The sequence below is a fragment of the Rhodococcus sp. GA1 genome (genome assembly GCF_024321955.1).
GTDB lineage: Bacteria > Actinomycetota > Actinomycetes > Mycobacteriales > Mycobacteriaceae > Rhodococcus > Rhodococcus pyridinivorans.
Map to the genome: position 1 here is coordinate 4,518,595 of NZ_CP097186.1, position 18,543 is coordinate 4,537,137.

Sequence of the window (18,543 nt, forward strand, 5' to 3'; positions counted from 1 at the left end):
CGGCGGGACAAGGTGTCCTGTCGCGCGAAGCATCCGTCCGGCAGCGGGGAGGCGCCGAGTGTTCCTCGGTACCTACACCCCGAAGTTGGACGACAAGGGCCGGCTGACACTGCCGGCGAAGTACCGAGACGAGCTGGCGGGAGGGTTGATGATCACGAAGGGGCAGGATCACAGCCTCACCGTGTTCCCTCGCGACGAGTTCGCCGCTCTGGCAGAACGCGCTGCGAGTGCCTCACGGAGCAACCCTCAGGCACGTGCGTTCCTGCGGAGTCTCGCGTCGGGAACGGAGGAGCAGCGACCCGACTCACAAGGCCGGATCACGCTGTCGTCAGCCCACCGCAAGTACGCCGGTCTCACCAAGGACTGCGTGGTGATCGGTTCGGTCAGGTACCTCGAGATCTGGGACGCGACGGCATGGGAGACCTACCTCGCCGAGCACGAAGAAGACTTCTCGGAAGCGAGAGACGAAGCACTACGCGACATCTTGTAACCACGGCTCGGGTTGCGCGGCGAGTGCCGCGAGGCCTCTGCCCGATGTGCCGGCCCTGACGCACTTCCCCAGCGCCAGGTACGGACCGGAGGGCCCTGACGCACTTCCCCGGCGTCAGGTCTCTTCGGACTCGGACAGAGACCTCGAGGCATTCGCCGTCTTCCGTATCCACCCCCCATGGCGGCGAGCACGGTATCGAGACGAGCGACAGGCAGGCACGAGGCATACCACCGTCCACCCGACGAGTACCCGACAGACCGTAAGCGGCCCGAGCAGGATTCCGGAGGACACATGGTGGACGGCGAGCACGAATCCGTCGATGGTACGGATGAGGCCACCGGTGCCGATGTGACATCTGCGGCGGAATTCGGCCACGTGCCCGTCATGCTCCAGCGCGCCGTCGACCTTCTCGGTCCGGCCATCGAGAGCGTCGGTCCCGACGGCGAGGGCGCGGTCTACGTCGACGCGACACTCGGTCTCGGGGGGCACTCCGAACACTTCCTGACGATCTACCCGAGGCTGCGGCTCGTCGGCCTCGACCGTGATACCGACGCACTGGCGATCGCCCGCGAGCGACTCGCACGGTTCTCCGACCGCACAGACTTCGTCCACACCCGCTACGACGGGATCGCCGACGCGCTCGAGAGCGTCGGCCTCGACCGGTACGGCTCGGTCCACGCCGCCCTGTTCGATCTCGGCGTGTCCTCGATGCAGCTCGACGAGGCGGAGCGCGGTTTCGCCTATTCCAAGGACGCCCCGCTCGACATGCGGATGGATGCCACCACCGGCATCACCGCGGCCGATGTCCTCAACACCTACAGTCACGGCGACCTCGCTCGCATCCTGAGCACCTACGGCGAGGAGCGCTTCGCCGGCAGGATCGCCTCCGAGATCGTGCGGACCCGGGCCAAGACTCCCTTCCGGACGAGTGGCGAACTCGTCGAACTGCTGTACCGCACGATCCCGGCGGCGACCCGCCGTACCGGTGGTCACCCGGCCAAGCGCACCTTCCAGGCGTTGCGGGTCGAGGTCAACGCGGAGCTCGACTCGTTGCGCACCGCGATCCCCGACGCTCTCGACGCTCTCGCGGTGGGCGGCCGGATCGTCTTCATGTCCTACCAGTCGCTCGAGGACAAGGTCGTCAAGCAGGAACTGACACCGCGTGCGAAGTCCCGCAGTCCCGAAGGGCTTCCGGTCGAACTGCCCGGGATGGGACCGGAACTGCGCATCCTCACCCGCGGTGCGGAGCGGGCAACGGACGACGAGATCGAGGCCAACCCACGTTCGGCGCCCGTCCGCCTGCGTGCTGCAGAACGAATCGCCAGGAGGTAACCGATGACCGTACAGGTGGCACCCCCGCAGCGCCGGAACCCGGGGCGATCGACCGCAGCGCAGCGTGCCTATCAGCGACGGTCGCAGCGCGCAGCGCAGCTCGGGGTCGAACAGGTGCAGACCCGCGGGCGCACGACGGGTGCCGGACGTGTCCGCACCCGGATCCCGTTCGTCGCCACCATCATCGGGCTCCTGGGCGTGGGCATGGCCGTGACGCTGTTGCTGACCACCCGGGCGACCGAAGACTCCTACGAGCTCAGCGCGGCGCGGTCCCTCAACGAGGAGCTCGCCCAGAAGCGGGCGGTGCTCCAGCGCGACGTCGCCACGGCCGAGTCGGCTCCCGCGCTCGCGGTCGCCGCGGCGGAACTGGGGATGATCCCCACCGGGCAGATCGCGCGGATCGTCGTCGCTCCGGACGGTTCGGTGCAGGTGGTGGGCGATCCGGTTCCGGCCCAGGGTGCCCCGCCGGTCCCGCTGGATCCGCCCGCCCGAGAGGACGCCCGCGTCCAGACCCCGCTGGCCGGCAGCGCTGGGGCGGAGACCCCGCGGCCGCTCGGTGACGTGAGCGAGGAACCCCGGCCGCGCACCGACACCGAGGGCACGCGTCGGGCCGCGCCATCGGCCGACGGCCGCCCGGTGGGCGAGGAACCGGCACCGGCTCCCGTGCCGGTACCCGCGGCGGAAGCTCCCGCGGCCGCCACGCCGGATGTCGAGGGTGCCGCACCTGTACCGCCCGCGGCAGGACAATCGGTACCCGTGAGCGAACTGCCGCAATCCGAAGCGCCCCGTGAGGCGACGCCCGAAGCACCAGTCCAGGCCGTGCCGACGGAACCCGAGGGCGGGCCTCGGTGAACAACCGCTCCACCCCTCGGCGTGCACCGCAGCGACGTTCCACCCCGGCGACGCGCGGCGGCCGCGCTCGAATGCCCGCGCCGCGCGATCGCAAGCAGCGCGACCGGACGAGTTTCGCGTTCCGCAACAAGTGGGGCCGGATCGGCATGTTCGGCATTCTGGGCGTAGCCGTCGCCCAGTTGTTGTCCGTGCAGCTCGTCCAGGCCCCCACACTGTCCGCCGAAGCCGCCAGTCAGCGCACCACCCGACTCGTCGAACCCGCGACCCGCGGCACCATCGCCGATCGCAACGGGGAACCGCTCGCGTACACCATGGAAGCGAAGGCACTGACCTTCCAACCCGTGCGGGTGCGCAAGGAACTCGAGGAGGAACGCGCGAAGGACCCGTCCCGGCCCGAGGTCTCCGAGTATCTCGAGGGCGTCGCGTCGGCGGTCCACGAGGCGCTCGGCGCTGCGGCGCCGGAGAAGGACGTGCTCGAGATGCTCGAGAGCGACGAGACCTTCGTCTACCTCGCCCGCGGCGTCGATCCGGGGGTCGCGGCGGAGATCGTCGACGAGTACGACAAGGTCGGCACCGAGCGTCAGGACATCCGTCTGTATCCGGGCGGATCGCTCGCCGCCAATCTCGTCGGGGCGACCGGCTGGGACGGACACGGCCTGATCGGGCTCGAAGCGTCGATGGACGCCGTGCTGGCGGGTACCGACGGTTCGTCCACCTACGACCGTGGATCCGACGGCGCCGTCATCCCGGGCAGCTGGCGCGACCGTCAGCCCGCCGTCGACGGTTCCTCCGTCGAGCTCACGATCGACAACGACCTGCAGTACCACGTGCAGCAGGAGGTCCAGCGCGCGAAGGACCTGTCCGGGGCGAAGAACGCCTCCGCTGTGGTGCTCGACGCGCACACCGGCGAAGTGCTCGCCATGTCGAACGACAGCACCTTCGACCCGTCGATCGGTGTCGCGAACAACCCGCCCGACGCCGAACAGGGCAACCTCGCGGTCAGTTCGCCGTTCGAACCCGGGTCCGTGAACAAGATCATCACCGCGGCCGCGGCGATCGAGGACGGTCTGACCCGCCCCGACGAGGTCCTGCAGGTCCCCGGCACGATCACCATGGCCGGCGCGACCGTCAAGGACGCCTGGGATCACGGGGTCGTGCCGTACACCACGACGGGTGTGTTCGGGAAGTCGTCGAACGTCGGCACGCTCATGCTCGCCGAGCGGATCGGTGAGGACCGCTTCGCCGAGATGCTGCGACTGTTCGGTCTCGGCCAGCGCACCGATGTCGGCCTGCCCGGCGAATCCGCGGGTCTGCTGCCTAGCCGTGAGCAGTGGTCGGGTGGCACCTTCGCGAACCTGCCCATCGGCCAGGGTCTGTCGATGACCCTGCTGCAGATGACCGCGATCTACCAGACCATCGCGAACGACGGGGAACGTGTCCCGCCGCGGGTCGTGCGCGCGACCATCGCGCCGGACGGCACGCGCACCGAGACGCCCCGTCCCGATCCGGTGCGGGTGGTGAGCCCGCAGACCGCCGCGACGGTGCGCGACATGTTCCGTTCCGTCGTCCAGTCCGATACCGGCAACCAGCAGGGCACCGGTGCGGGCGCCGCCATCGAGGGCTATCAGATCTCGGGCAAGACGGGTACCGCCCAGCAGATCGACCAGAACTGCAAGTGTTACTCGAACTCCGACTACTGGATCACCTTCGCCGGCATCGCTCCGTCCGACGATCCGCGCTATGTCGTGGGCATCATGCTCGACGCCCCGACCCGCAGCTCCGACGGCAGCGGGGGCCAATCGGCCGCGCCGCTGTTCCGCAACATCGCGTCGTGGTTGCTGCAGCGCGACGGCGTGCCGCTGTCGGCCGAACCGGAGAGCAAGTTGATCCTCCAGGTCGACTGACGAGGTGACCGTGGCGCCTCGGTAGGCTGACAGGTCGGTAACGTGACACGACGGTCGTCGCCGAGAGCGGATCGGGAACGAACCCGGAAACATCCGTCGGAGTGCCTGCAGACGAGCTGCAGCGAAGCGAGAGGAAACTGGTGCCTGTGCCATCGAGTCCGGATCCGGCTCCTCCGGAGGAGGGGCGGAGACCCGAGCACCCACCGATGACGCAGATCTCGGTTCTCGCCGACGCCATCGGGGCGCGCGTCGAGATCGTCAATGCAGCCGCCGGAGAGGATGCGGCCCGCGCGGCCGCGATCACCGGCATCGACCTGCGCGCCCAGGGCATCCGCCCCGGCGACGTCTTCGCCGCGCTGCCCGGCGCGCGCGCCCACGGCGCCTCCTACGCGGGCACCGCGCTCGAACGCGGAGCGGTCGCCGTGCTGACCGACGAGGCCGGTCGCGACCTCGTCGCCGAGGCCACCTCCGATTCGGTCGCGGTCCTCGTCCATCCCGAACCGCGTGTCGCGCTGGGGGCGGCGTCGGCCACCGTCTACGGACACCCCTCCCGGAGCATGCAGGTCATCGGCATCACGGGCACGTCCGGTAAGACCACGACGTCCTATCTCGTCGAGGCAGGCCTCGTCGCGGCCGGACGCGTCGTCGGCCTCGTCGGGACCGTGGAGACCCGGATCGAAGGCATTCGCGTGCCGAGCACCCTCACGACACCCGAGGCGCCGCAGCTGCACGCCCTGTTCGCCGTCATGCGCGAACGCGGTGTCGACACGGTCGTGATGGAGGTTTCCAGCCATGCCCTCGCACTCGGTCGCGTGGACGCCACCGAGTTCGCCGTCGGCGGGTTCACCAACCTGTCCCAGGACCATCTCGACTTCCACAAGGACCTCGACGACTACTTCGGCGCGAAGGCCCGGCTGTTCGCCGAGGACTCGCCGGTCCGGGCCCGCCGCGCGGTGGTGTGCACCGACGACGTGTGGGGACGTCGCATGGCCGAGGTCGCGCGCGCGGGCCGCGACGACGCGACCGCAGTCCGCACGGTCACCACAGGTGGCGACGGTGACGCTGCCGGCGCCGCGGCCGATTGGACGGTCACCGACGAGGTCCCCGAAGAGACGGGAGTGCAGCAGTTCACCCTGACCGGTCCGGACGGGATCGCCCGCCGCGCCACCGTCGGCCTGCCGGGCCGCTACAACGTCACCAACGCCGCTCTCGCTGTAGCGCTTTGCGCCGAGGTGGGCGCCGACATCGACGCCGCGATCCGCGGTATCGCCGATGTCGCGGTGCCCGGCCGGGTCGAACGGGTCGAGCGCGGTCAGGACTTCCTCGCCGTCGTCGACTACGCCCACAAGCCCGCGGCGCTCGAAGCGGTCATCGGAACCCTGCGCGCCGCGACCGAGGGACGCATCGCCGTCGTCGTCGGTGCGGGCGGCGACCGCGACCGGACGAAGCGGCCGATCATGGGCGAGGTCGCGGCGCGGGCCGCCGATCTGGTGGTCGTGACCGACGACAACCCACGAACCGAGAGCCCCGCCGCCATCCGCGCGGCCGTCCTCGACGGTGCACACTCCGTCCCGGCGGCCGAACGCGGCGAGATCCTCGAGATCGGCGATCGCGCCGCGGCGATCGACGCCGCGGTCGCGTGGGCCCGCCCGGGCGACGTCGTCCTCGTCGCCGGCAAGGGCCACGAGACGGGGCAGGAGATCGACGGAGTGAAGCACCCCTTCGACGACCGCGAGGTTCTCGGCGCAGCTCTCGACAAGTACCGGACCGCAGGACCCGACGGTGACCATCCGCCTGCTGCGGGCGGTTCGCATCACGGAGGCAAGGCATGATCCCGATGACACTGGCTCGGATCGCGGAGGTCGTCGGGGGCACCCTGCACGACGTCGACGATCCGTCCGCCGAGGTGACCGGTTCCGTCGAGTTCGACTCGCGACGGATCGGTCCCGGTGGCCTGTTCCTGGCGTTGCCCGGTGCGCGCTCGGACGGCCACGATCACGCCGCGGCCGCCGTCGCCGCCGGTGCGGTGGCGGTCCTGGCCGCACGGCCGGTGGGTGTGCCCGCGATCGTCGTGCCGCCGATTCCGCCGACCGAGACCAACGCCCTCGCGCTCGAACACGACAGCGACGGATCCGGCGCGGCCGTGCTCGCCGGCCTCGCGAAGCTCGCCCGCACCGTGGTGGACACGCTCACCGGCGCCGGCCTCACCGTTGTCGGTGTCACCGGTTCGGCGGGCAAGACGTCCACGAAGGACATGATCGCCGCCGTGCTCGCACCGCTCGGTGAGGTCGTCGCCCCGCCCGGCTCGTTCAACAACGAACTCGGCCACCCCTGGACCGCGCTGCGCGCCACCGAATCCACCCGGTTCCTCGTCCTCGAGAAGTCGGCGCGGGGCCCCGGGCACATCGCGACCCTGACCCGCATCGCCCCGCCGCGGATCGGTGTCGTGCTCAACGTCGGTACCGCACACCTCGGCGAGTTCGGCTCGCAGGAGGTCATCGCCGAGACGAAGGGCGAACTCGTCGAGGCGCTGCCCAGCGCCGCCGAGGGGGGAGTGGCGATCCTCAACGCCGACGACACCCTCGTGTCGAAGATGGCGACCCGCACCACCGGTCGTGTGGTGACCGTCGGGACCGGGTCCGGTGCCGCCTATCGCGCCGAGGACATCCACCTCGACGACCAGGCGCGTGCCTCCTTCACCGCCGTCGTCCCCGGCGCCGACGGACAGGAGCGGCGCGTGCCCGTGCGGCTCGCCGTGCACGGCGAACACCAGATCGGCAACGCCCTGTCGGCGATCGCCGTCGCCGTGGAGTGCGGTGCGACGGTCGAGCAGGCCGCCGAGGCGCTCGCGACGGCGGGTCCCGTCTCGGCGCACCGCATGGCGGTGCAGACCCGATCCGACGGGGTGACCGTCATCGACGACGCCTACAACGCCAATCCCGATTCCATGCGCGCAGCCGTGAAGGCCCTGGTCACCATGGCGCGGTCCGGTCCGGATCGCCGGCGCACCTTCGCGGTGCTGGGGGAGATGGCCGAGCTCGGGGACGACGCCGTCGTCGCCCACGACGCCATCGGACGCCTCGCCGTGCGCCTCGACGTCACCCGCATCATCGCCGTCGGTGCCACGCGGCCGGTCCGGGGTCTGTTCCAGGGCGCCGTGATGGAAGGATCGTGGGGTGAGGAAGCGAGCCACGTACCCGATGCCGACGCCGCGATCGCGTTGTTGCGCGACGAACTGCAACCGGGCGACATCGTGCTCGTGAAGGCATCGCAGTCCGTGGGACTGTGGACCGTCGCCGAGGCCGTCCTCGCGGACGACCCCGGTGCCGGAGACAACGACGCTGCTGTGGGGACGGAGGACGCCCGGTGAGACAGATCCTGTTCGCGGCGGGCATCGCGCTCGCAGTCTCGATCCTGCTCACCCCCCTCCTGATCAAGATGTTCTCCCGGCAGGGCTTCGGGCAGGAGATCCGGGTCGAGGGCCCGCAGAGCCACCAGTCCAAGCGCGGCACCCCCACCATGGGCGGCGTCGCGATCCTCGCCGGTCTGTGGGCCGGTTACTGGGGGTCGCATCTCATCGGTACGGGATACGACGCGGAAGGTCCCACGGCCTCGGGTCTGCTCGTGCTCGGCCTGACGACGGCGCTCGGCGGCGTCGGCTTCCTCGACGACTTCATCAAGATCCGCAAGCAGCGCAATCTCGGTCTGAACAAGACGGCCAAGCTCGTCGGCCAGCTGGTCGTCGCGGTGGGCTTCGGCATCCTCGCGCTGCAGTTCCGCAATGCGGACGGTCTCACCCCGGCCAGCACCGATCTGTCCTACGTGCGCGACATCGCCACGGTCTCGATGGGCTCGATCGTGTTCATCCTGTTCGTCTATCTGCTGGTCAGCGCGTGGTCGAACGCGGTGAACCTCACCGACGGCCTCGACGGTCTCGCTGCGGGTTCGATGGCGCTGGTGCTCGGCGCCTACGTCATCATCACCTTCTGGCAGTACCGCAACGCGTGCGCCGTGGAGCCGACCGCCGGGTGCTACGACGTCCGTGATCCGCTCGATCTCGCGTTGCTGTGCGCCGCCGGCGCCGCCGCCTGCATCGGCTTCCTGTGGTGGAACGCCGCACCGGCCAAGATCTTCATGGGCGACACGGGCTCGCTCGCCCTCGGCGGCATGCTGGCCGGTCTGTCCATCACGACCCGCACCGAGCTGCTCATGGTGGTCATCGGCGCGCTGTTCGTCGCGGAGGCCGCCTCGGTGGTCATCCAGGTCGCGGTCTTCCGGTCCAGCCGCAGGCGGGTGTTCCGGATGGCACCCTTCCACCATCACTTCGAACTCGGCGGATGGGCCGAGACCACGGTGATCATCCGGTTCTGGTTGCTCGCCGCCATCGCCTCGGCGATCGGTCTGGCCCTCTTCTACAGCGAATACCTCGCGGCGATCGGGGACTGACCGTGAACGACGAACTCGAACGGCTCAGAGGACGGGCGGTGCTCGTCGCCGGGGCAGGGGTGTCCGGCCGCGCGACGATCGAACCCCTTACCGATCTCGGCGCCCACGTCACCGTCACCGACCGCAACGAGCGGGCACTGGCCGAGTGCGCGGCGCTCGGTGCCCGGACGGTCGACCTCGACAGTCTCGTCGACGACCCCGCTGCGCTGCGCGAGTTCGCCCTGGTGGTCACGAGTCCCGGATTCCCGCCCGACGCCCCGCTGCTCTCGCGCGCGGCCGGCGCGGCGATCCCCATCTGGGGCGACATCGAACTGTCCTGGCGCATCGACCGCGCCGAGGTCTACGGACCGGCCCGTCGGTGGCTGGCCGTCACCGGGACGAACGGCAAGACCACTACGACCATGATGCTGCACGCGATCCTCGAGGCCTCCGGCCTCGGCAGCGTCGCGTGCGGCAACATCGGTCTTCCCGTGCTCGACGCCCTGCGCCGCGACGAACCGCGGGCCGACGTACTCGCCGTCGAGTTGTCGTCCTTCCAGCTGCACTGGGCGCCCTCGGTTCGGCCCGAGGCCGGCGTCGTGCTCAACATCGCCGAGGACCATCTCGACTGGCACGGCGGCATCGAGAACTACATCGAGGCCAAACTCGGTGCGCTCACCGGCGCCGTCGGGGTCATCGGTCTCGACGACCCGATCGCCGGTGGTCTCGGCGACCGGTCCCGTGCCGTGGTCACCGTGGGCTTCACCCTGGGCTATCCCCAGGAAGGCGAACTCGGGATCAGCGGCGAACTGCTCGTCGACCGGGCGTTCGCCGATTCCGCCGTGCTCGCCCGGGTGGACGACGTGACGCCGCCCGGCCCTGCCGGACTGTCCGACGCACTCGCGGCCGCAGCCCTCGCCCGGGCCATCGACGTGCCCGCCTCGGCGGTGCACGACGGCCTGCGACGGCACCGCGTCGGTCCGCACCGCGCCGCGCCGGTCGGGCAGGTCGACGGCGTCGAGTACATCGACGATTCGAAGGCGACCAATCCGCACGCGGCCCGTAGTTCGCTGCTCGCCCGCGACCGCGTGGTGTGGATCGCCGGTGGTCTGCTCAAGGGCGCCCGCGTGGACGACCTGGTCGCCGAGGTTGCGCCGCGACTGTCCGGAGCCGTGCTGCTCGGCCGCGACGCCGGCGACATCGCCGACGCGCTGGCGCGACACGCCCCGCAGGTCCCGGTCGTCGTCGTGGACACGGGCGACGATGAAGCGATGACCGATGCGACGAGCGAGACCGACACGTCTTCGGTGAGGAGGGCCGTGGCACCGGGCGCCGACGGTCCTGCCGCGATGCGCGTGGTGGTCCGGGAAGCGGCCGCACTCGCCTCGCCGGGGGAGACGGTGCTGCTCGCGCCGGCCGCGGCATCGCTCGACATGTTCGCCGATTACGCCGAACGCGGCCGTAGCTTCGCGTCCGCGGTCGAGGAACTCCGCGGGGGCGGGACGCAACCGTGACCCCTCGGGCAGGAGCGACCCGAACAGGGGCGACCACCGACGAACCGGTGGTCGGAGTACGCGGTCGGTTCGGGGCCTGGATGGCGCGACCGCTCGCGTCCTTCCATCTCGTGGTGACGATCGCCGTCCTGCTCACCGTGCTCGGCCTCGTCATGGTGCTGTCGTCGTCGAGCGTCGGCGCGGTGGCCGCGGCGGGATCGGCCTACGGACTGTTCACCTCCCAGGCGATCTTCGCCGTCCTGGGCATGGTGATCTTCTACATCGCGCTGCAGATCCCGGTCCGGGTGATGCGACGCTTCGCCTTCCCGGCGTTCGCGTTCTCGGTCGTGCTGCTCGTGCTCGTGCTCATACCGGGCATCGGTACGGTCTCGCAGGGCACCCGGGGGTGGTTCGTCATCGCCGGTATCTCGTTGCAGCCGGCGGAGATCGCCAAGATCACCCTTGCCGTGTGGGGTGCGCACCTGCTCGCCTCCCGGCGCGGGGAGAACTCGACGCTGCGCGAGATGCTCGTCCCGCTCGTCCCGGCCGCCCTGCTCGTGACCGGCCTGATCGTGCTCCAGCCCGACCTCGGCACCACCGTCTCGATCGTGATCATCGTGATCGCCCTGTTGTGGTTCGCGGGACTGCCGCTCAAGGTGTTCCTCGGGATCGTCGGCACGGCCGCCACACTCGCGGTGATCCTGGCCTTGACGGCCGGCTATCGCTCGCAGCGTGTGCGGGCCTTCTTCAACCCCGGCGACGACCCGCAGGGTGCCGGTTACCAGGCGCGACAGGCGAAGTTCTCGCTCGCGGACGGCGGCCTGTGGGGTCGCGGGCTCGGTCAGAGCCGCGCGAAGTGGAGTTATCTGCCCAACGCCCACAACGACTTCATCTTCGCGATCATCGGTGAGGAACTGGGCTTCCTCGGTGGAGTGGCCGTCATCGGCCTGTTCGGTCTGTTCGCCTATGTCGGACTGCGGATCGCGATGCGTTCGGCCGACCCCTTCCTGCGCCTGTTCACTGCGACGGCGACGACGTGGATCATCGGCCAGGCCTTCATCAACATCGGCTACGTCGTGGGACTGCTGCCCGTGACCGGCCTGCAGTTGCCGCTCGTGTCGGCCGGTGGTACCTCGACGGCCACCACCCTGCTGATGTTCGGCCTGATCGCCAACGCAGCCAGACACGAACCCGAGGCCATCGCCGCGCTGCACGCGGGTCAGGACGGCCGGTTCGCGCGGCTGCTGCGCCTGCGCAAGCCGGAGGCCTACCGGGCCGGTCGCTCCTCGGCGGCGCGTACGGTCGCAGCACGACAGCCGCGAGCGCGGGCCGCGGCGCCCGAGCGCAGTGCCCGCCCCGCGTCGAAAGGTGGGGGATCGCGCAAGCGTCTGCCCCCCGCACCGAACGAGCGGCAACGGGGAGCCGCGACGGACCGCCGGACATCGGCGGGCCGGCCGGAACCCCGGGAGGGGACCGGCCGGGCCCGGCGTGCACAACCTGCACAACCTGCACGCGAACCGGCTCGCGGCCGGCAGCAGACGAACCGCACGACACGCGGATCGAACGGACGAAGCGGAGAGAGAGGGAACCGTAGGTGAGTGGGGAGAGGCCGGCACTGTCGGTGGTGGTGGCCGGAGGCGGCACGGCCGGTCATATCGAACCGGCACTCGCGGTGGCCGACGCCGTTCGCGCACTCGTGCCCGACGCGCGGATCACCGCGATCGGCACCGAACGGGGACTCGAGACGACGCTGGTGCCGCGCCGCGGATATCCCCTCGAACTCATCCCACCGGTGCCGCTGCCCCGCAAGCCGACGGTGGACCTGCTGAGACTTCCCGGCCGGGTCGTCTCGTCGGTGCGCCGTACCAGGCAGATCCTCGACGAGGTCGGCGCCGACGTCGTCGTCGGTTTCGGCGGGTACGTGGCGTTGCCCGCCTATCTCGCGGCCGGAGCCGGTCCGCTGCGTCGACGCCGGCGCATCCCGGTCGTCGTCCACGAGGCCAATGCCAGTGCGGGCATCGCCAATCGCATCGGTGCCCTGCGGGCCGAGCGCGTGCTCGCCGCCGTCCCGCGCTCGGGAATCGTCCGGCGCGGTGACGCGCAGATCGTGGGGATCCCGGTCCGCTCGTCGATCACCGGTCTCGACCGCGCCGGGCTGCGCGCGGAGGCACGCCGGCACTTCGGTCTGCCCGACGACGTACCCGTGCTGCTCGTCTTCGGTGGGTCGCAGGGTGCACGCTCGCTGAACGAGGCCGTGTCCGGCGCGTCCTCGGCACTCGCGGAGGCCGGCATCGCGGTGCTGCACGCGCACGGACCGAAGAACACCGTGGACATCCCCGCCCATGTCGGTCACGCCCGCGCCCCGTACGTCACCGTGCCCTATCTCGAACGGATGGACCTCGCGTACTCCGCCGCCGATGCGGTGGTCTGCCGGTCCGGGGCCATGACGGTCGCGGAGGTCTCGGCGGTGGGTCTGCCCGCCGTGTACGTGCCGCTCCCGCACGGGAATGGTGAGCAGGAACTCAACGCCCGCCCCGTCGTCGAGGCCGGCGGTGGCAGGATCGTCGCCGACGGCGACCTGACTTCGGACTATGTCGCCACGGAAGTGGTGTCGCTGCTCGGCGACGAGCGGAGACTCGTGGAGATGGGGCGCAGCGCCGCGGCCGCTGGTCACCGCAGCGCCGCAGACGAGATGGCGCGCATAGTGCTCGAGGTTGCCGGAGTGGAACCGAACAGGAGTGAACGATGAGTGCGCAGTTACCCGCCGAACTCGAGCGGGTGCACATGGTCGGTATCGGCGGTGCCGGGATGTCGGGCATCGCCCGGATCCTGCTCGCCCGTGGGGGACAGGTATCGGGTTCCGACGCGAAGGAGAGCCGCGGTGTGCTCGCGCTGCGGGCCCGCGGCGCGCAGGTCCGCATCGGCCACGCCGCCGAGGCTCTCGACCTGCTGGAGGGTGGTCCTACCGCCCTGGTCACAACGTTCGCGGCTATCCCGAAGGACAATCCCGAACTGGTCGCCGCCCGCGAGCGGGGCATCCCGATCCTGTTGCGACCCGCGGTCCTCGCCTCGCTGATGCGAGGGAACCGCACCTTCCTGGTCTCCGGCACCCACGGCAAGACCTCCACGACGTCGATGCTCGTCGTCGCGCTGCAGCACTGCGGCCTCGATCCGTCCTTCGCGGTGGGCGGTGAACTCAACGAATCCGGGACCAACGCCCACCACGGCAGCGGGGACGTCTTCGTCGCCGAAGCCGACGAGAGCGACGGCTCGCTGCTGCAGTACGACCCGAACACCGTGATCGTCACGAACATCGAGGCCGATCACCTCGACTACTTCGGCACGCCGGAGGCGTACACGGCGGTCTTCGACGAGTTCGTCGCCCGCATCGCCCCCGGCGGCCTGCTCGTCGTCTGCCTCGACGACCCCGGCTCGGCGGCCCTCGCCGAGCGCGTCGTCGCCCTCGGCCGCGACGACCTGCGGGTGCAGGGTTACGGCACCGCCGACGTCATCGGCACCGGGGGCGACCACCGCGGCGTTCCCGTCGGGGTGCGGCTGCTCGGCTGGGAGGCCAAGGATGTCGGCGGCGTCGCCGAGTTCCACCTCGCGGGTGAGGATTCGACGCGCACCGTGCGACTGTCCGTCCCCGGCCGGCACATGGCGCTCAATGCTCTCGCCGCGCTGCTCGCCGCGCTCGAAGCCGGAGCGCAGGTCGACGAGGCGCTGGAAGGCCTCGCCGGTTTCGGTGGTGTGCACCGGCGGTTCCAGTACACCGGCCGCGAACACGGTGTGCGGGTGTTCGACGACTACGCCCACCATCCCACCGAGGTCCGCGCGGTCCTTGCGGCCGCGGCCGAACTCGTGGCGGGAGAGCCGCTGCGCTACACCGAGACGGGCACCGAACGGCCCCGCGTGATCGTCGTCTTCCAGCCGCATCTCTACTCGCGCACCGAGGCGTTCGCCACCGAGTTCGGGCAGGCTCTCGACCTCGCCGACGAGGTTGTGGTGCTCGACGTCTACGGCGCCCGGGAGGAACCGATCCCGGGTGTGAGCGGTGCGCTGGTCGCGCGGGCGGTGAGCAAGCCTGTGCACTACCAGCCGAATCTGTCCGCGGTGCCGCGGCAGGTCGCGCGTCTGACCCGGCCGGGTGATGTCGTGATCACGATGGGTGCCGGTGACGTCACGATGCTGGGCCGGCAGATCCTCGACGCGCTCCACAGCAAACCGGGTCGCTTCCGTCCGGCCGGGGCGGCTGCCGAGCCCGGCGGATTCCGCGCACCCGGCGGTTCCGGACCGGGACCGATCAGCTCGTGACGCCCGCCGCCGTTTCGTCGCGCCGCCGTCGCGGACGACCGTCACGCGAACCGCGTGAGCCCGATGAAGCCCGCGAACGCAGCACTGCCCGCCGCCCGTCCGGGCGGTCGGTGCGCCTGCGGACGGTACTGCTAGGGGCGGCTGTCGTCGCGGTGTTCCTCGGCGCCATCGCGGTGGCGTGGCTGTCGCCGTTGCTGTCCGTGCGGGTGATCGAGGTGGACGGGATCGAGGTCGTCACCTACGACGAGGTGGTCGACGCGCTCGCGGTCGCCGAGGGCACGCCGCTGCTCCGGGTCGACACGGCCGCGGCGGCCCAGCGGGTCGCGACGATTCCGCGTGCGGCGTCGGCCCGGGTCCAGCGGGTCTATCCCTCCACCGTCCGGGTGACAGTGACCGAGCGCGAGGCGATGGTCTTCTTCGACGCCCCCGACGGCACCCACTCTGTCGACATCGAGGGAGTGGACTTCGCGGTCGAGCCGCCTCCGATGTTCACTCCCCGTCTCGTCACTCCGACGCCGGGCACCGGCGATCCCGCGACCCGCGCCGCCGTTGAGGTGCTCGACAAGTTACCGCCCGACCTGCGCGTGCAGGTGGAGACGGTCGAAGCGCCCTCCCCGTCCGACATCTCGATCGTCCTCACCGACGGGCGTGTCGTGGTGTGGGGTGGAACCGATCGTTCCGAGCGGAAGGCGGCGGTCGTCGGCCCGCTGCTGACACAGCCGGGGGAGCGATTCGACGTGGCGAGTCCCGACCTGCCGACGGTGAGGTGAGGGATCGACGAAATTCGTCCGGCGTGTCCGGCGCGTCTACTGGCTAATCTCGGTACCCGTGCCATAGCGTTTCGGACAGTCGCGTTACTTGACATAACCTTCAAGCTGTGGTTGAGGGTTTGTCGGGGCAGCGCGCTGCGGAGCCGTCCGCCCGACCGGCGGACGTGACCGACATCGAGTCAGACCCAGACCCAGCACCACCCGGACACCATGCACCACCCGGAACTTCAGGAAGGCGAGAGCACATGACGCCCCCGCACAACTACCTCGCCGTAATCAAGGTCGTCGGTATCGGCGGTGGCGGCGTGAACGCGGTCAACCGCATGATCGAGCAGGGACTCAAGGGAGTCGAGTTCATTGCCGTCAACACCGACGCGCAAGCCCTGCTCATGTCGGATGCCGACGTCAAGCTCGACGTCGGCCGCGAACTGACCCGCGGACTCGGCGCCGGCGCAGACCCGGAGGTCGGCCGCAAGGCCGCCGAGGATCACAAGGACGAGATCGAAGAAGTACTCAAGGGCGCCGACATGGTCTTCGTGACCGCAGGCGAGGGTGGTGGAACCGGTACCGGCGGCGCTCCCGTCGTCGCGAGCATCGCCCGCAAGCTCGGCGCGCTCACCGTCGGTGTCGTCACGCGTCCGTTCTCGTTCGAGGGCAAGCGCCGCGGCAGTCAGGCCGACACCGGCATCCAGACGCTGCGCGAGTCCTGCGACACGCTCATCGTCATCCCCAACGACCGGCTCCTCCAGCTCGGCGACGCCGCCGTCAGTCTCATGGACGCCTTCCGCTCCGCCGACGAGGTGCTCCTCAACGGTGTCCAGGGCATCACCGACCTCATCACCACACCGGGTCTGATCAACGTCGACTTCGCCGACGTGAAGGGCGTCATGTCGGGTGCCGGCTCCGCGTTGATGGGCATCGGCTCGTCGCGCGGCGAGGGGCGTGCGATCAAGGCCGCGGAGGCCGCGATCAACTCGCCGCTGCTCGAGGCGTCGATGGAAGGCGCGCGCGGCGTGCTGCTGTCGATCGCCGGCGGATCCGATCTCGGCCTGTTCGAGATCAACGAGGCTGCCTCGCTCGTGCAGGAGGCCGCGCACATCGACGCCAACATCATCTTCGGCACGGTCATCGACGACTCGCTCGGCGACGAGGTCCGCGTGACCGTCATCGCCGCGGGCTTCGAGGGCGGAACGCCTGCCCGCCGTCCCGTCGAGGTCGGCCAGCAGCAGGGGCAGGCGCAACAGCAGCCTCCGCAGCAGCAGCAGCAGCAGCCGGCCGGTCGGCCCGGTGCGATCGGCGTCGCGCGCGCCGGCGAACTCGGCCGTCCCGAGCGCGAGACCGTCGAAACCACCCCCGTGCGCGAGCAGCCCCCCGTCGGCAGCCAGCCGCCGGCCGGAGGCGGCAACGCACCCCGCAGCGTGGACATCGACGACGACGGTGACGACGACGTCGACGTGCCGATCTTCATGCGCCGTTGACGGCTCCGCACCGCCTGCTGCGCGCCCGCCGGGTCGTGACCACACGAGCCGGCGGGGTGTCCGCAGCTCCGTACGACAGTTTCAACCTCGCCGATCACGTCGGTGACGACCCGGCCGCAGTCGCTGCCAACCGGCGGCGGCTCGCGTCCGTCATCGGGTTGCCGCCCGAGCGGTTCGTCTGGATGGAACAGATCCACAGCCGCAACGTCACCGTGGTCGACGGGCCGGTGTCCGAACCCGTTCCCGCCACCGATGCGCTCGTCACCCGCGAGACCGGGCTCGCGCTCGTGACCCTCAGCGCCGACTGCGTGTCGATCCTGCTGTCCGACGAGGTGGCCGGGGTGATCGCCGCGGTGCACGCCGGCCGGGTGGGGGCGCGCATCGGGATCCTCCCGCGCGTGCTCGACGTCATGGTCGATCTCGGCGCCCGCCCCGATCGCATCGGTGCGCTGCTCGGACCGGCCGCGAGTGGCCGGCAGTACGAGGTGCCCGCGGCGATGAGGGCCGATGTCGAGGCACACCTGCCCGGTAGCGCGACCCGCACGAACCGCGGTACTCCCGGACTCGACCTGCGTGCCGGACTGCGCCGCCAGCTCGCCGATCACGGCGTGACCGCCGTGGTGGAGGATCCGCGCTGCACGATCGAGGACACCTCGCTGTTCAGCCACCGGCGTTCGGCACCCACGGGGCGGTTCGCCTCGGTCGTCTGGCTCGAGGAGGCCGGCGAGGAGGGAACGGCGTGAGCCCCACCTCCGAGGAGCGGCGCGACGAACTCGCCGGACGTCTCGCCACCGTACGCGAGCGGCTCGACGCCGCGGCGCGCGCCGCCGGACGCGATCCGTCGGACGTCGCGTTGCTGACGGTCACCAAGTTCTTTCCCGCCTCCGACGCCGTGCTCCTCCACGAGCTGGGATGCGAACGCTTCGGCGAGTCCCGCGAGCAGGAGGCGAGCGCGAAGATCGCCGTGTTCCGGGAGAGCGTCGACGCGCCGGTCGAGTGGCACATGATCGGTCGGGTGCAGCGCAACAAGGCCCGTGCCGTCGCCCGTTGGGCGCACACGGTGCACTCGGTCGACAGTCTCCGTCTCGTGCAGGCCTTCGAGAAGGGGGCGCGGGCCGCCCTCGACACCGGCGAACGCACCGGACCGCTGCGGGCACTGCTGCAGGTCAGCCTCGATGGCGACCGGGAGCGCGGCGGCGTGGTCGCCGAGGATCTTCCCGCCCTCGCCGAGGCGGTCGCCGCGTCCGAGGTCCTCGAACTCGGAGGCCTGATGGGAGTGCCGCCGCTCGGGTGGGAGCCCGAACGGGCATTCGAGCAGCTTCACGCCATGCATGCACGGTTGCTGCAGGACCACCCGGCGGCGGTGGAGCTGTCCGCGGGCATGTCGGGTGACCTCGAGCACGCGGTTCGATGGGGTTCGACGTGCGTGCGTGTCGGAACGGCGGTCTTGGGGTATCGACCGTTAGCCTGAATGACATCCGCCGC

The 18,543-nt window shown here is 70.6% G+C and carries 15 protein-coding genes; all 15 read left to right on the forward strand.

Annotated features, from left to right (window positions below):
- The first annotated feature begins 58 nt into the window (after nt 1–58).
- The 15 genes from mraZ to M3330_RS21175 all read left to right on the forward strand — a co-directional run bounded on the left by mraZ (nt 59) and on the right by M3330_RS21175 (nt 18,529).
- Nucleotides 59–490: a division/cell wall cluster transcriptional repressor MraZ gene (gene mraZ, locus M3330_RS21105; RefSeq protein WP_006554148.1), complete on the forward strand. Its 432-nt coding sequence runs from the start codon at nt 59–61 to the stop codon at nt 488–490.
- Between the two features lie 384 nt (nt 491–874).
- A complete protein-coding gene (gene rsmH, locus M3330_RS21110) occupies nt 875–1,822 on the forward strand; it encodes a 16S rRNA (cytosine(1402)-N(4))-methyltransferase RsmH (protein WP_232238118.1) in 948 nt (315 codons plus the stop codon).
- 3 nt (nt 1,823–1,825) lie between these two features.
- Nucleotides 1,826–2,674 carry a hypothetical protein gene (locus M3330_RS21115; protein WP_255026230.1) on the forward strand — a complete coding sequence of 283 codons (849 nt, stop codon included), beginning with the start codon at nt 1,826–1,828 and terminating at the stop codon, nt 2,672–2,674.
- Between the two features lie 71 nt (nt 2,675–2,745).
- The gene (locus M3330_RS21120) at nt 2,746–4,578 is read left to right on the forward strand and encodes a penicillin-binding protein 2 (RefSeq protein WP_006554145.1); all 1,833 of its coding nucleotides are present in this window, start codon (nt 2,746–2,748) and stop codon (nt 4,576–4,578) included.
- Between the two features lie 206 nt (nt 4,579–4,784).
- The gene (locus M3330_RS21125; RefSeq protein ID WP_006554144.1) at nt 4,785–6,410 is read left to right on the forward strand and encodes a UDP-N-acetylmuramoyl-L-alanyl-D-glutamate--2,6-diaminopimelate ligase; all 1,626 of its coding nucleotides are present in this window, start codon (nt 4,785–4,787) and stop codon (nt 6,408–6,410) included.
- Entirely contained in the window at nt 6,407–7,948 is a 1,542-nt protein-coding gene (gene murF / locus M3330_RS21130) for a UDP-N-acetylmuramoyl-tripeptide--D-alanyl-D-alanine ligase (protein WP_006554143.1), read from the forward strand. The genes M3330_RS21125 and murF overlap by 4 nt, the downstream gene beginning before the upstream one ends.
- Nucleotides 7,945–9,024 carry a phospho-N-acetylmuramoyl-pentapeptide-transferase gene (gene mraY / locus M3330_RS21135; protein WP_006554142.1) on the forward strand — a complete coding sequence of 360 codons (1,080 nt, stop codon included), beginning with the start codon at nt 7,945–7,947 and terminating at the stop codon, nt 9,022–9,024. Before murF ends, mraY begins: the two co-directional genes overlap by 4 nt.
- A gap of 2 nt (nt 9,025–9,026) precedes the next feature.
- Nucleotides 9,027–10,517: a UDP-N-acetylmuramoyl-L-alanine--D-glutamate ligase gene (murD, locus tag M3330_RS21140; protein ID WP_024101270.1), complete on the forward strand. Its 1,491-nt coding sequence runs from the start codon at nt 9,027–9,029 to the stop codon at nt 10,515–10,517.
- Between the two features lie 80 nt (nt 10,518–10,597).
- Nucleotides 10,598–12,094, forward strand: coding sequence for a putative lipid II flippase FtsW (gene ftsW / locus M3330_RS21145; RefSeq protein ID WP_255028970.1), 1,497 nt, complete (start codon nt 10,598–10,600; stop codon nt 12,092–12,094).
- Complete coding sequence (gene murG, locus M3330_RS21150; protein ID WP_033097602.1) at nt 12,091–13,245, forward strand: undecaprenyldiphospho-muramoylpentapeptide beta-N-acetylglucosaminyltransferase; 1,155 nt, start codon at nt 12,091–12,093, stop codon at nt 13,243–13,245. Before ftsW ends, murG begins: the two co-directional genes overlap by 4 nt.
- Nucleotides 13,242–14,810, forward strand: coding sequence for a UDP-N-acetylmuramate--L-alanine ligase (murC, locus tag M3330_RS21155; protein ID WP_255026233.1), 1,569 nt, complete (start codon nt 13,242–13,244; stop codon nt 14,808–14,810). The genes murG and murC overlap by 4 nt, the downstream gene beginning before the upstream one ends.
- Before the next feature lie 110 nt (nt 14,811–14,920).
- Nucleotides 14,921–15,580 (forward strand): cell division protein FtsQ/DivIB, encoded by a 660-nt coding sequence (locus tag M3330_RS21160; RefSeq protein WP_033097684.1) that lies wholly within the window; start codon nt 14,921–14,923, stop codon nt 15,578–15,580.
- Between the two features lie 245 nt (nt 15,581–15,825).
- Complete coding sequence (gene ftsZ / locus M3330_RS21165; RefSeq protein ID WP_006554136.1) at nt 15,826–17,058, forward strand: cell division protein FtsZ; 1,233 nt, start codon at nt 15,826–15,828, stop codon at nt 17,056–17,058.
- A complete protein-coding gene (gene pgeF / locus M3330_RS21170) occupies nt 17,055–17,801 on the forward strand; it encodes a peptidoglycan editing factor PgeF (RefSeq protein ID WP_016691805.1) in 747 nt (248 codons plus the stop codon). Before ftsZ ends, pgeF begins: the two co-directional genes overlap by 4 nt.
- Nucleotides 17,798–18,529, forward strand: a complete 732-nt coding sequence (locus M3330_RS21175) for a YggS family pyridoxal phosphate-dependent enzyme (protein WP_024101264.1) — start codon at nt 17,798–17,800, stop codon at nt 18,527–18,529. The genes pgeF and M3330_RS21175 overlap by 4 nt, the downstream gene beginning before the upstream one ends.
- The last annotated feature ends 14 nt before the right edge of the window (nt 18,530–18,543 follow it).